Annotated in this window: 13 protein-coding genes; 9 read left to right on the forward strand and 4 right to left on the reverse strand. The window is 62.9% G+C overall.

Going from position 1 to position 12,568, the window contains the following annotated elements; genetic code table 11:
* Positions 1–27: 27 nt before the first annotated feature.
* Entirely contained in the window at positions 28–1,155 is a 1,128-nt protein-coding gene (locus HWE17_RS16440; protein WP_176389479.1) for an HAF repeat-containing protein, read from the forward strand.
* Between the two features lie 65 nt (positions 1,156–1,220).
* Here HWE17_RS16440 and rpoD read toward each other — a convergent pair whose 3' ends face one another.
* On the reverse strand, positions 1,221–3,779 hold the full coding sequence (gene rpoD / locus HWE17_RS16445) for an RNA polymerase sigma factor RpoD (RefSeq protein WP_176389480.1): 2,559 nt from the start codon (positions 3,777–3,779) through the stop codon (positions 1,221–1,223).
* 568 nt (positions 3,780–4,347) lie between these two features.
* On the opposite strand from rpoD, the gene HWE17_RS16450 reads away from it, so the two are divergent.
* From HWE17_RS16450 to HWE17_RS16460, 3 genes are read left to right on the forward strand one after another with little or no spacing between them, the layout of a single operon-like run.
* Positions 4,348–4,857, forward strand: a complete 510-nt coding sequence (locus HWE17_RS16450) for a ProQ/FINO family protein (RefSeq protein WP_034758713.1) — start codon at positions 4,348–4,350, stop codon at positions 4,855–4,857.
* Between the two features lie 9 nt (positions 4,858–4,866).
* On the forward strand, positions 4,867–5,517 hold the full coding sequence (locus HWE17_RS16455; RefSeq protein ID WP_176389481.1) for a 3'-5' exonuclease: 651 nt from the start codon (positions 4,867–4,869) through the stop codon (positions 5,515–5,517).
* A gap of 16 nt (positions 5,518–5,533) precedes the next feature.
* Positions 5,534–5,962 (forward strand): SMI1/KNR4 family protein, encoded by a 429-nt coding sequence (locus HWE17_RS16460; RefSeq protein ID WP_051959505.1) that lies wholly within the window; start codon positions 5,534–5,536, stop codon positions 5,960–5,962.
* Between the two features lie 6 nt (positions 5,963–5,968).
* On the opposite strand, the gene HWE17_RS16465 is transcribed toward HWE17_RS16460, so the two are convergent.
* Entirely contained in the window at positions 5,969–7,387 is a 1,419-nt protein-coding gene (locus tag HWE17_RS16465) for a PLP-dependent aminotransferase family protein (RefSeq protein WP_176389482.1), read from the reverse strand.
* Between the two features lie 152 nt (positions 7,388–7,539).
* On the opposite strand from HWE17_RS16465, the gene HWE17_RS16470 reads away from it, so the two are divergent.
* From HWE17_RS16470 to HWE17_RS16485, 4 genes are all read left to right on the forward strand, one after another.
* The gene (locus HWE17_RS16470) at positions 7,540–8,241 is read left to right on the forward strand and encodes a c-type cytochrome (RefSeq protein WP_255206276.1); all 702 of its coding nucleotides are present in this window, start codon (positions 7,540–7,542) and stop codon (positions 8,239–8,241) included.
* A complete protein-coding gene (locus tag HWE17_RS16475; RefSeq protein WP_176389484.1) occupies positions 8,238–9,512 on the forward strand; it encodes a cytochrome c in 1,275 nt (424 codons plus the stop codon). Before HWE17_RS16470 ends, HWE17_RS16475 begins: the two co-directional genes overlap by 4 nt.
* A 64-nt stretch (positions 9,513–9,576) precedes the next feature.
* The gene (locus tag HWE17_RS16480) at positions 9,577–9,858 is read left to right on the forward strand and encodes a type II toxin-antitoxin system HigB family toxin (protein WP_176389485.1); all 282 of its coding nucleotides are present in this window, start codon (positions 9,577–9,579) and stop codon (positions 9,856–9,858) included.
* Positions 9,846–10,271: a type II toxin-antitoxin system HigA family antitoxin gene (locus HWE17_RS16485; RefSeq protein ID WP_099402639.1), complete on the forward strand. Its 426-nt coding sequence runs from the start codon at positions 9,846–9,848 to the stop codon at positions 10,269–10,271. Before HWE17_RS16480 ends, HWE17_RS16485 begins: the two co-directional genes overlap by 13 nt.
* 46 nt (positions 10,272–10,317) lie before the next feature.
* Here the strand turns inward: HWE17_RS16485 and HWE17_RS16490 are convergent, their stop codons facing one another.
* Positions 10,318–10,953, reverse strand: coding sequence for an SAM-dependent methyltransferase (locus tag HWE17_RS16490; protein WP_176389486.1), 636 nt, complete (start codon positions 10,951–10,953; stop codon positions 10,318–10,320).
* 188 nt (positions 10,954–11,141) lie between these two features.
* Between HWE17_RS16490 and HWE17_RS16495 the strand changes: the two genes are divergently transcribed.
* Positions 11,142–11,936 (forward strand): head GIN domain-containing protein, encoded by a 795-nt coding sequence (locus tag HWE17_RS16495; RefSeq protein ID WP_176389487.1) that lies wholly within the window; start codon positions 11,142–11,144, stop codon positions 11,934–11,936.
* 59 nt (positions 11,937–11,995) lie between these two features.
* Here the strand turns inward: HWE17_RS16495 and HWE17_RS16500 are convergent, their stop codons facing one another.
* Positions 11,996–12,538, reverse strand: coding sequence for a YaeQ family protein (locus HWE17_RS16500; RefSeq protein WP_176389488.1), 543 nt, complete (start codon positions 12,536–12,538; stop codon positions 11,996–11,998).
* Positions 12,539–12,568: the final 30 nt, after the last annotated feature.

Here is a 12,568-nt window from a genome sequence, read left to right on the forward strand (position 1 = left end):
AGTAAGTTTTTTCTTGAGGAAACTATCATGCTGCCACGGTTCTCCTGCTTCCCCGCCCCACTGCTCGGCCTGTGCCTGCTGGCCGCCGTCTCCACCGCCAGCGCCACCATCTATGCCGAACGGGGCTTTGGTGAAAAGGATGGCAATGGCAGTATCGCGTCCGACCTGAACCCGGCAGGACTGGTGGCCGGCATCATCATGGAAGAGGAAGGACGGCGCCGCGCCGTGACCTATCAGTATGGCCGCCTCCGCGAACTGGGCACCCTGGGTGGCAATGAAGGTTTCACCAAAGCCATCAATACCCATGGCGTGGTGGTGGGCTCGGCGCAGACGGCCAGCGGCGCCTGGCATGCCTTCCGCTTTGAAGCAGCAGGCGGCATGCGCGACCTGGGCACCCTGGGCGGCAACAGCAGCTATGCCACGGCCATCACGCGCGACGGCATGATCGCCGGCTATGCCGATACCAGCGCCGGCGATTTCCACGCCTTTGTGACGAAAGCCGACCTCAGCCTGCAAGACCTGGGCACCCTGGGCGGCGCCAGCAGCTATGCCAGCGGCCTGAACACACATGGCGTGGTGGTGGGCACGGCCCAGCGCGGCGACGGCTACCGCCGCGCCTTCGTCTACCGCCCCGGCACGGGCATGCAGGAAATCGGCACCCTGCCCGGCGGACGCATCAGTTCAGCCACCGCCATCAATGATGCAGGCCTGATCGTGGGCGCCTCGGAAACGGAGAAACGGCGCTGGCACGCGTTTGCCTGGGACGGCAAGCGCATGCTCGACCTGGGCGCCATGATCGGCCAGGGCGACAGCTACGCCACGGCGGTCAACGCGGCCGGCCACGTCGTCGGCAGCGTCAACATCAATGGCTTTGAACCGATGACCTTTGTCTACAAGGAAGGCGTGATGACGGTGCGCCGCCGCGACGACGGCCTGTACCTGACCAACAAGATCACGGACGCCGGGCTGGTGGTCGGCGCCGTCTACACGGGACATAAATTCCAGGCCTTCGCCGTGCCGTCGCAAGCGGCGCCCGCACCGCAGCGCAGCAATCCATTGGACTGGCTGTTCCTCACCTTCATCCTCGGCGCCAGCGGCGTGGCACTGTACCAGCTACGCGCCGGCCTGCGAGGCCAGCGCACGTATTTCATGTAAGCCAACGCTAGGGATGGACGAAAAAAAAGAGGCTTGCGCCTCTTTTTTGTTTGCTTGCCCTACGCTTAGTTTTGCGTCAGGAAGGTTTTCAGCTTGTCCGAGCGCGAAGGCTGGCGCAGCTTGCTCATGGCTTTCGCTTCGATCTGGCGGATGCGCTCGCGCGTCACGTCGAACTGCTTGCCCACTTCTTCCAGGGTGTGGTCGTTCGACATTTCCACGCCGTAACGCATGCGCAGCACTTTCGCTTCGCGCGGCGTCAGGGAATCGAGTACTTCCTTGATCACGTTGCGCATCGATGCGTGCAGCGCGGCGTCCAGCGGCGCCAAGGTCGTGTTGTCTTCGATGAAGTCGCCCAGTTGCGAATCGCCATCTTCGCCCATCGGCGTTTCCATGGAAATCGGCTCTTTCGCGATCTTCATAATTTCGCGCACCTTGTTTTCCGGCATTTCCATCTTGACGGCCAGGGTCGCCAGATCCGGCTCGCTGCCCGTTTCCTGCATGATCTGGCGCGAGATGCGGTTCATCTTGTTGATCGTTTCGATCATGTGCACCGGCACGCGGATGGTGCGGGCCATGTCGGCGATCGAACGCGTGATGGCCTGGCGGATCCACCAGGTGGCGTAGGTCGAGAACTTGTAGCCGCGGCGGTATTCGAATTTGTCGACGGCCTTCAGCAAGCCGATGTTGCCTTCCTGGATCAGATCGAGGAATTGCAAGCCGCGGTTGATGTATTTCTTGGCGATCGAAATGACCAGGCGCAAGTTGGCGACCGTCATTTCGCGTTTTGCGTGACGCGCGCGCTTTTCGCCAGCAGCCATCTGCTTGTTGATCTTGCGCAAGTCAGCCAGCGGCAGGGCCACGCGCGCCTGCAGGTCAATCATCTTCTTTTGCAGTTCCTTGACGGCAGGCACGTTGCGGCTGAGGATGGCGCTGTACGGATACTTGCAATCGACTTCGCGGTCAACCCATTCCAGATCGCATTCATTGCCCGGGAACACCTTGATGAAGTGGGCGCGCGGCATGCCGCATTTGTTCACGCACAGTTCCAGCACGGCGCGCTCGATGTGGCGCACTTCTTCCATCTGGCCGCGCAGGGTGTCGCACAGCTTTTCCACCACCTTGGCCGTGAAGCGGATGCCCAGCAGTTCCTGCGAAATGGCTTCCTGCGCCTTGATGTAGGCTTTCGAGTTGTAGCCCTCGGGCGCCTTGCGCATCTTGTCGTACTGCGTCGAAATGACGTTGAATTTCTCCAATGCATTCTTTTTCAGCTGCGCCAATTGCTCGCTGGAAAAACCGGCCGCGCCGCCATTGGCGTCGCCGTCTTCCTCTTCGGCTTCTTCTTCCTCTTCCTCGTCGTCACCGCTGGCGGCGGCAGGCGCGGCGGCAGCGGCTGGCGCGGGGGCATTGCTTTCGTTTAAGTCGACAAAGCCGTCGACCACTTCATCGACCTTGATTTCATCGCGCGCGATTTTTTGCGACAGTGCAACGATTTCGCCGATGGTGGTCGGGCAGGCGGAAATGGCCTGAATCATGTCTTTCAGGCCGCCTTCGATGCGCTTGGCGATCTCGATCTCGCCTTCGCGCGTCAGCAGCGCCACGGCGCCCATTTCACGCATGTACATGCGCACGGGGTCGGTGGTGCGGCCGAAGTCGGAGTCGACGGTCGACAGGGCGGTCGCCGCAGCCGCTTCCACTTCATCGTCGCTGGTGACGGTGGCGACGTTGTCAGTCAACAACAGGCTTTCCGCGTCAGGGGCGCGCTCGTAGACGGCGATGCCCATGTCGTTGAAGGTGGCGATGATGCCTTCGATGGCTTCCGGATCGATGATGTTTTCCGGCAATTGGTCATTGATCTCGGCATAGGTGAGGAAACCGCGTTCCTTGCCCATGTTGATCAGGCCCGTGATCTGCTTGCGGCGGCGTTCCAGGTCCGCTGCCGAGGCTTCCGGATCGCCCAGCGCGTCCGCCAGGCCGCCCTTGGCCTTGCGGTCGCGCGCTTTCGACACGGCCTTCAGTTCGGCGCGTTCGACGGCGTTGAGTGCCGCCACTTCATCGTTTTCCGGCGTGAATTCGCTAGGCTTGCGGCCACGGCGGCCTGGAACCTTGACGGTTGGCAGGAAGTAATTCGACGTGTCGATGGCAGCCAGGGCATCGGCGTCCGTGGTCTTGCTGACCACTTGCGCGCCGGTGATGATGGTCACGGGCGCCGCTTCAGGCTTGGCGCGCACGACTTTCGAACGGGCTGCCGTCACCACTTTGTTCGTGGCGGCGCTTTCGCTGACCTTGCGCGGCGCGACCGGAGCCTTGGCGCCGGGGGCGATCTTCACGCTAGGCGTTTTCGCCGGTGCCGCTTCAGCGGCCTCGGTCACGTCGGCAACAGCCTCGGCGGCCGGGGCGCTGACGGCCGCTTCCGCAGCCGTTTCGGCCGCTGGCACGGCAGCCAGGCGCGAGCGGCTTTTCTTCACCACGGTGACGACGGTCGGCGCCGTCGTGACGGTGGCTTCCGGATTCGCTTGCGCATTATCGATGAAGTAAGATAAAGTCGTTTTGGGTACGGCAAGTGGCGCCGCGGCTGGGCGTGGCGCCTTGGCGGACAACGTTAAAGTTTTTGGCGTATTCTTCATGAGATATCTCTTAATGCGAGACCAGATGGTGTCGGCGCGAAGTGAATGATTCCACCTAAGCCTGCGAAACCGGACTCGATGGAGCGTATTGTTGCGGCTGCCGTGTTAACGGCAGCGGCGCCTGTCTATCGGGACGTTCAAAGCCCGCGCATCCGTCATGGGGAGCGGCGGGCCGAAGCCGGGTCAGATAAATAAGCGATGTACATTGCGGAATGAAAAAAAGCCCGTACCAGAACGGGCTTGAATCTATTGTTGTTCAGTGAAGACACAGCGGAGAGCAAGATTATGCACGACGGCCAGTTATCTGGATAATTGATAAACAAAATATCTGATATCAAAAATACTAATAATTGGGGGCCTGCACCGCACTGCTCCTATCCCCTGCACACCTGAGCCAGACCTTTAAAAACAGGGTCCAGTCATCAGCGCAAGCGGACATTATACACATTTCCCGCATTTCGCGCTGTGCCGGCTGTCGCGCGCAGCCGCTTATTGCAGGTCAAGTTGCCAAAAAAGACAATGCACTTGCCTGTGGCGCGTGCTATGCTCCCCTTTTATAGCCCAACCAATGATGTCGATGACCAGCTCCACGCCAGACCAGCAAGCCACCACTCCTGACACGCCAGTCGATGCAGCCCCAGCGGCGGCACCGGCCGCAGCGACCACGCCGGCGCCAGCCGGCCTGACCGCGCGCGCCCTGCTGAAGCAGTTCCAGGAGCAATTCCCGCCATTCCGCGATTGCCTGCCCTTGTCGATCGGTATCGACAAGCAGATCCTGGCGCGCCTGCCGGACCTGGACCGCAAGCTGATGCGCACGGCTCTGGGCATCCACACGGGTTCGCTGCGCTACCTGCGCGTGATGGAAAAAGCCAAGGTACGCTACGACCTCGACGGCACGGCTGGCGCGGAAGTGACGCAAACCCACCGCGACCACGCCACGCAAGTATTGCAGCAGCGCTTCAAGAAGGAAGCCGAGCGCAAGAAAGCCGAACGCGACGCGGCCGCCGCCGAAGAAGCGAACCGTCTGCGCCTGGAAAAACTGAATCAGCTGACCGCGAAATTCTCGCGCAAAGGCTGATCCGGTTTCATGGACACAGCTGCCGCACCGCCACTGCCCCCGTATCAAGGCATCGCCCTCGACCACGTCAAGCTGGTACGCACCAGCGATGATGCACAGGCGGCCATGGCCGCCCTGCTGGCAGCGGACGCCATCGGCTTCGATACGGAATCGAAGCCGACGTTCGTCAAAGGCGAGTCCTCCACGGGACCGCATTTGATCCAGCTGGCCACCGACGACATCGCCTACCTGTTCCAGGTGGGCAGCACGCCGGCGCCGGCCTTGGCGGAACTCAAAGCCATCCTCGAATCGACCACCACCCTGAAAGTGGGTTTTGGCCTGTCCGACGACGTCAAGCGCCTGCGCAACAAGCTGGGCATCGCCCCGGCCCAGGTGCTCGACCTGTCCGTCGCCCTGCGCGGCGGCCAGCGCAACGATCTGGGCGCGAAAACGGCCGTGGCCAAGTTCTTCGGCCTGCACCTGCAGAAATCGAAAAAGATCTCCACCACCAACTGGGCCACCTCGCGCCTGACGGAAAAGCAGATTCTGTACGCGGCCGACGATGCGCAAGTAGCCCTGCGCGTGTACCGCCGCTGGATCGCCGACGGCGGCAAGGTCGCGCCGCAAAAAGCCCCGCGCCCGGCCGCCGCGCCACCGGCGGCGCCCGCCTCCCCGTCCTGATTCCACCGTCCATCGCATGCGCAAGAAAAACAGCACCGGTACCAGCGCCGCCGCCATCGCCGCAGCCGGGCAGGCACTGGGCCGCCCGTTGCCGCCATCGCACGCGGCATGGCTGCTGGACAACAATGGCCGCGCACTGGGGGCCCTGACCTTGTTTCCCGTCTACGACGCGGACAATCCGCGCAAGACCTGGGAATCGATAGACCGCCACTACCGCGAAGGCTGGCAAGCGTGGCTGGACAACTTCGCCGGCAGCGGCATTGATCACGCCAGCCTGCTGCCCTTTGCGCAATTCGGCACGGGCGACTACTATTGTTTCGACTATGCCCAGCCTGGGCCATCGGGCGAGCCGGTGGTCGTGCTGTGGTCGCACGAAACGGGAACCACCAGCACGGTGGCGCCCGACTTTAGCGCCTTTCTCGCCCTGCCCGGCCGTCCCGGCTGACTTCCCCTACGGCGCCAATTGCTGCGCCGCCAGCCGCCCCAGCGCGGCGATGGCCGCCTCCAGCTGCGCGCTCCACGGGTGGCCGTAATTGAGGCGGATGCAGTGGCGAAACGCGCGCGTGGCGGAAAAGATGGGGCCGGGCGCGATGCTGATGCCGGCCGCCAGCGCGCTGCGGTGCAAGGCCAGCGCATCGATACCGGCAGGCATCTCCACCCAGACGAAATAACCGCCCTGCGGCCGCGTCACCCGCGTGCCGGGCGGAAAATGCACGGCAATGGCTTGCAGCATGGTGTTTTGCTGCGCCGCCAGGGTCAGCCGCAGCTGGCGCAAATGCCGGTCATAGCCGCCTTGCGCCAGGTAATCGGCCAGCGCCATCTGCAGCGGTATCGGCGCCGACAGGCTGGTGGTCAGCTTCAGGCGCTCGACCTGGCGCGTGTAGCGGCCCGCCACGGCCCAGCCCAGGCGAAAACCGGGCGCCAGGGTCTTGGAAAACGAACTGCAATGCATGACCAGGCCCGCACCGTCGTGGCTTTTCGTCAGGCCCGGACGCTGCTTGCCAAAGTACAGCTCGCCATACACGTCATCCTCGATCAGCGGCACGCCATGGCGCGCCAGCAATTCGACTAGTGCGCGCTTCTTTTCCGGCGACATCAGGCTGCCCAGGGGATTCTGGAAATTCGTCATCAGCCAGCACGCCTTGGGCTGGTGTCGCTGCAGCAATTCTTCCAGTGCCGCCAGATCGACGCCGTCGCGCGGGCTGGTGGCGATCTCGACTGCCTTGAGTTCCAGCCGCTGCAGCGCCTGCAGGCACGCATAGAAGCTGGGCGACTCGATCAGGACCGTGTCGCCGGGCCGCGTGACGGCTTGCAGGCACAGGTTCAGCGCTTCCAGCGCGCCATTCGTGATGACGATGTCGTCGCTGGAAACGGGCACGCCGTCGAGTTGGTAGCGCAGGGCGATCTGGCGGCGCAGCTCCGCATTGCCCAAGGATAAATCCGTGACGGTGCTCCACGGGTCGAGGCGGCGCATGCTGGCCGACACGGCGCGCGCCAGTTTTTCCATCGGGAACAGGTGCGGACTGGGAAACGCAGAGCCGAACGGCACGATATCGCGCACCCCCACGGCGCCCAGCACCTCGAACACGAGGTCGCTGACGTCGACGGTGGTGCTGGCGTCGAGCGGATGGGAACTATCCGGCTCGGGGGCCAGCGCGGCGCGCTGCGGCGCCACGTAATAGCCGGAGCGGGGACGCGAGACGATCATGCCGCGTGCTTCGAGCAAATAATAGGCCTGGAACACCGTCGACGGACTGACGCCCCTGCGCGCATGCTGCTGGCGCACGGAAGGCAACTTATCACCAGGCAGCAACAGCTGCGTGCTGATCATGGCGGCCACTTCTTCCGCCAATTCCTCATATCGTTTCAACCCTGCTCCTCAAACTGATCCGTAGTTTTATTGCACAACTGATCCTGTCACAGTGACAGCACCCGTTATATGCTAGGGTAACAACATCCGGGCAGCAACACCGGCACGCGACACAGACCGACGAGACAGGTGATCTTTCCATGCGACTTTCCATGCTACTGCATTCTCCCCTCGCGCTGGTGCTGGCCATCGCCGCGCCCACTGCCATCTCCGCCAGCCACGACAGCCTGGAGCAGCGCATCAAGGCGTGCACGTCTTGCCATGCGCAGCAGGAAAAGCACGATGCCTTCTTTCCCCGCATCGCCGGCAAACCTGCAGGCTACCTGTACAACCAGCTGCTGAACTTTCGCGAGGGAAGGCGCCAGTATCCGATGATGAACTATATGGTGGAACACTTGCCTGACGATTATCTGCGCGAAATCGCCGACTATTTTGCGGCGCAGCACCCGGCCCCGCCGCCGGCTCAACCCAGCAGCGCCGGCACGACGGCCCTGGCGCGTGGCAAGCAACTGGTGCTGCACGGCGACGCCGGCAAAAAGATTCCCGCCTGTATCGCCTGCCATGGCCAGCAACTGGCCGGCGTGGCGCCCGCCATCCCCGGCTTGCTGGGCTTGCCCCGCGACTATATCAACGCCCAGCTGGGCGCCTGGAAAAACGGCGTCCGCCGCGCCCACTCTCCCGACTGCATGGCGCAAGTGGCGCAGCGCCTATCGGATGCGGACGTGGGCGCCGTCTCGGCCTGGCTGGGCACGCAAGTGGCCAGCGCCGACGCGCGTCCCGCCAGCAGCATCGCCCTGCCCTTGCCGCTGCATTGCGGCGGCGTACCGGGCTCCAGCGCGCAGGTGGCGCCATGAAAAAATGGATGATCGCGGCGGGCTTGCTGCTGATTGCCGGCGGCAGCGCCATATTCCTGCTGTATCCAGCCGACGACCTGGGACCGCCACCCGTGGCCAGCACCCTGAGCCAGGATCAGCTGGTCGCGCGCGGCGCCTATCTGGCCAAGGCGGGCGACTGCATGGCCTGCCACACGACGCGCGGCGGCGTGCCCTACGCAGGTGGCCGGGCCTTGCAGACGCCGTTTGGCAAGGTGCTCTCGCCCAACATCACGGCCGACAAGGAAACGGGCATCGGCAGCTGGACGGCCGACGATTTCTGGCGCGCCATCCACAACGGCAAGTCGAAGGATGGCCGGCTGCTGTATCCAGCCTTTCCGTACACCAGCTACACCAAGGTGCGGCGCGAAGACAGCGACGCGCTGTACGCGTATTTCCAGAGCGTGCCGCCGCACAGGCAGGCGAACGCGCCGCATGCGCTGCGCTTCCCCTACAACCAGCAGATCGCGCTGGCCGCCTGGCGTGCCCTGTATTTCAAGCCGGGCGTGTACCAGCCGCTCACAAACAAAAGCATGGAATGGAACCGCGGCGCCTACCTGGTGCAGGGTCTGGGCCACTGCAGCGCCTGCCATAGCAGCCGCACCACCCTGGGCGGCAGCGACGACGGCCTGTCCGGCGGCCTGATCCCCGTGCTGGGCTGGTACGCGCCGTCGCTGACGTCGGACGCCGAAGCGGGCCTGGGCGACTGGAACACGGCGCATATCGTGGAATTGCTGCAAACGGGCGTCTCGCCGCGCGCCACCGTCTTCGGCCCCATGGCGGAAGTCGTGCGGCAAAGCCTGCAGCACATGAGCACGGCCGACGTGCAGGCAATGGCTGTCTACCTGAAAAGCCTGCCCGGCCCCGCGCAAGCGGTGAAAAAGGCGCCGCGCGGCACGTCGGAGCAAGCCAGGCAGCAAATGGCGCTGGGCGCAAAACTGTATGAGGCGCAATGCGCGAGCTGCCACCAGGCCGACGGCAAGGGCGTGCCGCCCGGCTACCCGCCGCTGGCCGGCAACCGCGCGCTGACGACGGAGTCGGCCGTGAACGCCATCCGCCTCGTGCTCAACGGCGGTTTCGCGCCCGGCACCCGCGGCAACCCGCGCCCCTACGGCATGCCGCCGTTCGGCCCCGTCATGGATGACGCGGAAGTGGCGGCCGTGGTGACCTATCTGCGCGCGTCGTGGGGCAATGATGCGCCGGCCGTGTCGGCGCTGGAAGTGAATAAATACCGTAGCGTGCCGCTGGAGTAAGATCGTTTGACGATTATCTCAAATTGAGATAATCTGTAAATCATGGCATTACTTCGGCATGCATATGCGCATCGTCGCCAACAAAGCTTTGATGGATTTCGCCAGCAGGCATCCGCTGGCGAGCGAACCCATGCAGGTATGGCGCAAAATCATCGAATCGCGGTCATTTGCCAATTTTGCTGTGATGAAGTCGACATTTAACGCCACCGATCATGTTGGCGATTACTATGTTTTTAATATTGGCGGTAACAAGTACCGGATCATCGCCGCGATTCACTTCAATCGCCAGTTGCTGTTCATCCGGGAAGTGCTGACGCATAAGGAGTACGACGCATGGAAACCTTGATGCATCGTGAAATGATTACAAAAATCACTGTCCACTATCAAGCCTTGTCCAAACTGGTTCCTCTGCAGGCGATTCCTGATGCGGCCGCTTATGAACAAGCTGTCAGCGTATTGCATCAACTATTGGATGCCGGGGCGGCCGATGAAACGCACCCTTTGGCCGGGCTGGTTGACAGTGTCGGCCGCCTGATAGCCGATTACGACCAGGAACATTTTCCACCGCCCCCCGTCTCGCCTGCGGCCACGCTTCGCCTGTTGATGGAACAACAGGCGCTGACACAATCCGACCTGCCGGAAGTGGGAACCCAAGGCGTCGTGTCTGAAGTGCTCAACGGCAAGCGGGATCTCAATGTGCGGCAAATCAAGGCTCTGGCGCAACGTTTCGACGTCCCCACCAGTGTTTTTATTGCATGAGCTCGTAAAAAAACCGGCGCCGGTTTTTCATTTCAAACAGCCGCTTTCAGCGGAACTTGCTTTTGTGCCCCGTCTTCAAATCCAGCGCATAACGCACGCCATTGTCCGTCAGCATGACTTCATCGGGCGGCTCCTCGCCGGCCAGCGCGCCGTCGATCAGGGGCAAGCCTTCGCCCTTGCGCATCAGGTCGTCGCAGCGCTCGTACACATTGGCGCAGCCGGTGGAGGCCATCAGCGATTGCACGATGGCCACTTTCCATGCGTCGGCGCCGCCGGCGTTGAATTCGCAGATCAGATAGCCTTGCACGCCGCCGAACAGCTGCACCACCAGGCCCGGCAAGCCCTCGTCTTCGCCCTTGATCAGGGTCAGCAGCTGGTTTTCGCCCGCCTTCTTGATGGCTGGCAGTTTTTTCTCGATGGCGGCCTTGACTCTGCGCTTGATCAGCGCGTGGTCGACCGGTTCGTCTTCCTTGAAGCTCCAGATGCGCGCGCGGATCTGCGACTTCGAATTGTAGGCGGCGCGGGCGATGAATTGCTTCGACGAGCTTTGCACGATGGCCGTCGAGCCGGGCTTCATTTTTTCCTGCGGCTTGCCTTCGACTTTTTCAATCGCGGACGCGTAAATCCACGATTGGCCCAGCAAGCTCTTTTCCTTGCCCTGTTTGATGGTGATGATCAGCATGTAATTCCAGTAGTGTGAGCGGCGCGTGCCGCTCGTCGTATGTCCAATACCGGCATGATACCTCATGCCATCCTGTCGCATCCTTCTGCATTCCATGCCACCGCTGGCGCAGTCTGTCGCAGGACGGTACGCGGGCGCACCCGGCTGGCATACCATGCAAGTATACCAATTCAAAACAGGGAGCAAGAATGACACAGCCACTTTTCCACCGCCGCCACCGCCGCCACGCCAGCGCCGCGATCGCCCTGCTGCTGGCCGCCTGCGCGCTGGCCATCCCGGCCGCGCCGGCGCTGGCGTCGCCGCTCGACTGGATTTCCGGCAACAGCATCCAGGGCAGCGGCAAGCTGCAAAAGCAGACGCGCGACGTCGGCAATTTTCATGCCGTGGCGCTGAACGTGCCGGGCACGGTTGAGCTGCGCATCGGCAACACGGACAGCGTCACCGTCGAAGCGGACGACAATATCCTGCCGCTGATCGAGACGGCCGTGGAAAACGGCACCCTGCGCATCCGGCCCGCCAAGCGCAACGCCAACTTCCGCCAGAGCAGCCTGACCATCGTCATCCAGGCGCGCCAGGTGGAGCGCGTCAGCGTGGGCGGCTCGGGCAGCATCACGGCAACGGGCTTGCGCGCCGAGAAGCTGCGCTTCGACGTGGGCGGTTCCGGCTCCATCCATGCGCGCGACCTCGACAGCCGCCAGGTCTCCATCGCCATCGGCGGCAGCGGCAGCTTCAAGGCCAGCGGCAAGACGGAGCAGCTGACGGCCTCGATCGGCGGCTCGGGCAATATCGAAGCGGGCCGCCTGGCCGCGCGCGAAGTGCAGGTGAGCATCGGCGGCTCGGGCGAAGCCACCGTGTGGGCCAAGGACGACCTGGCCATCAGCATCGGCGGTTCTGGCGAAGTGAGCTACTACGGCGATCCGCGCATCAGCCGCAGCATGCAGCGCTCCAGCAGCATCCGCCGCCTGGGCAGCGCGCCGAATTAAGCGCCCGCAATGACAAAAGCCCGGAGCGATCCGGGCTTTTTGCGTTTCCAACAGTCAAATCAGCGGGCCGGCTTGACCGGTTCGCGGTCGATCAGAATCGTGTTGACGCTGTCCGTCAGCCAGATCTGGCCATCCTGGATCGTGCACTGCAGTTGCATGTTGCGCTGCGCCAGCTTGCTCATGTCCTGCGCCGCTTCCGATGGCAGGTTGATCACGGTCAGGTTCTTCGCCCGTTCCAGTTTGTTGGCGATCTGTTTCCACCAGATGTGGCTCGTTGCGCCATAGCTGTAGACGATCACCTGCTCCGAACGCCCGCACGCCTTCAGGATGCGCTTTTCGTCGGGCTGGCCCACTTCGATCCACAGCTGGATGGCGCCCGTCAGGTCTTTCTGCCACAGGTCGGGCTCTTCCGTATCGAACAGGCCCTTGGTGAAGGTCAGCGCCTCGTCGGCGTGGATGGCGAACGCCAGCAGGCGCACCATCATGCGCTCGTCCGTCTCGGACGGATGGCGCGCCAGGGTCAGCGCGTGATCCTGGTAGTAATTGCGGTCCATGTCGGCGATCTGCAGATCGGCTTTGAAAATTGTTGCTTTGAGGGCCATCGTGTTTCTGTCTCGGTAAAGTGAAGAGTG

Origin of the sequence: Janthinobacterium sp. BJB401 (assembly GCF_013372745.1) — a bacterium.
In the GTDB taxonomy this organism is placed as follows: Bacteria; Pseudomonadota; Gammaproteobacteria; order Burkholderiales; family Burkholderiaceae_D; genus Janthinobacterium; species Janthinobacterium rivuli.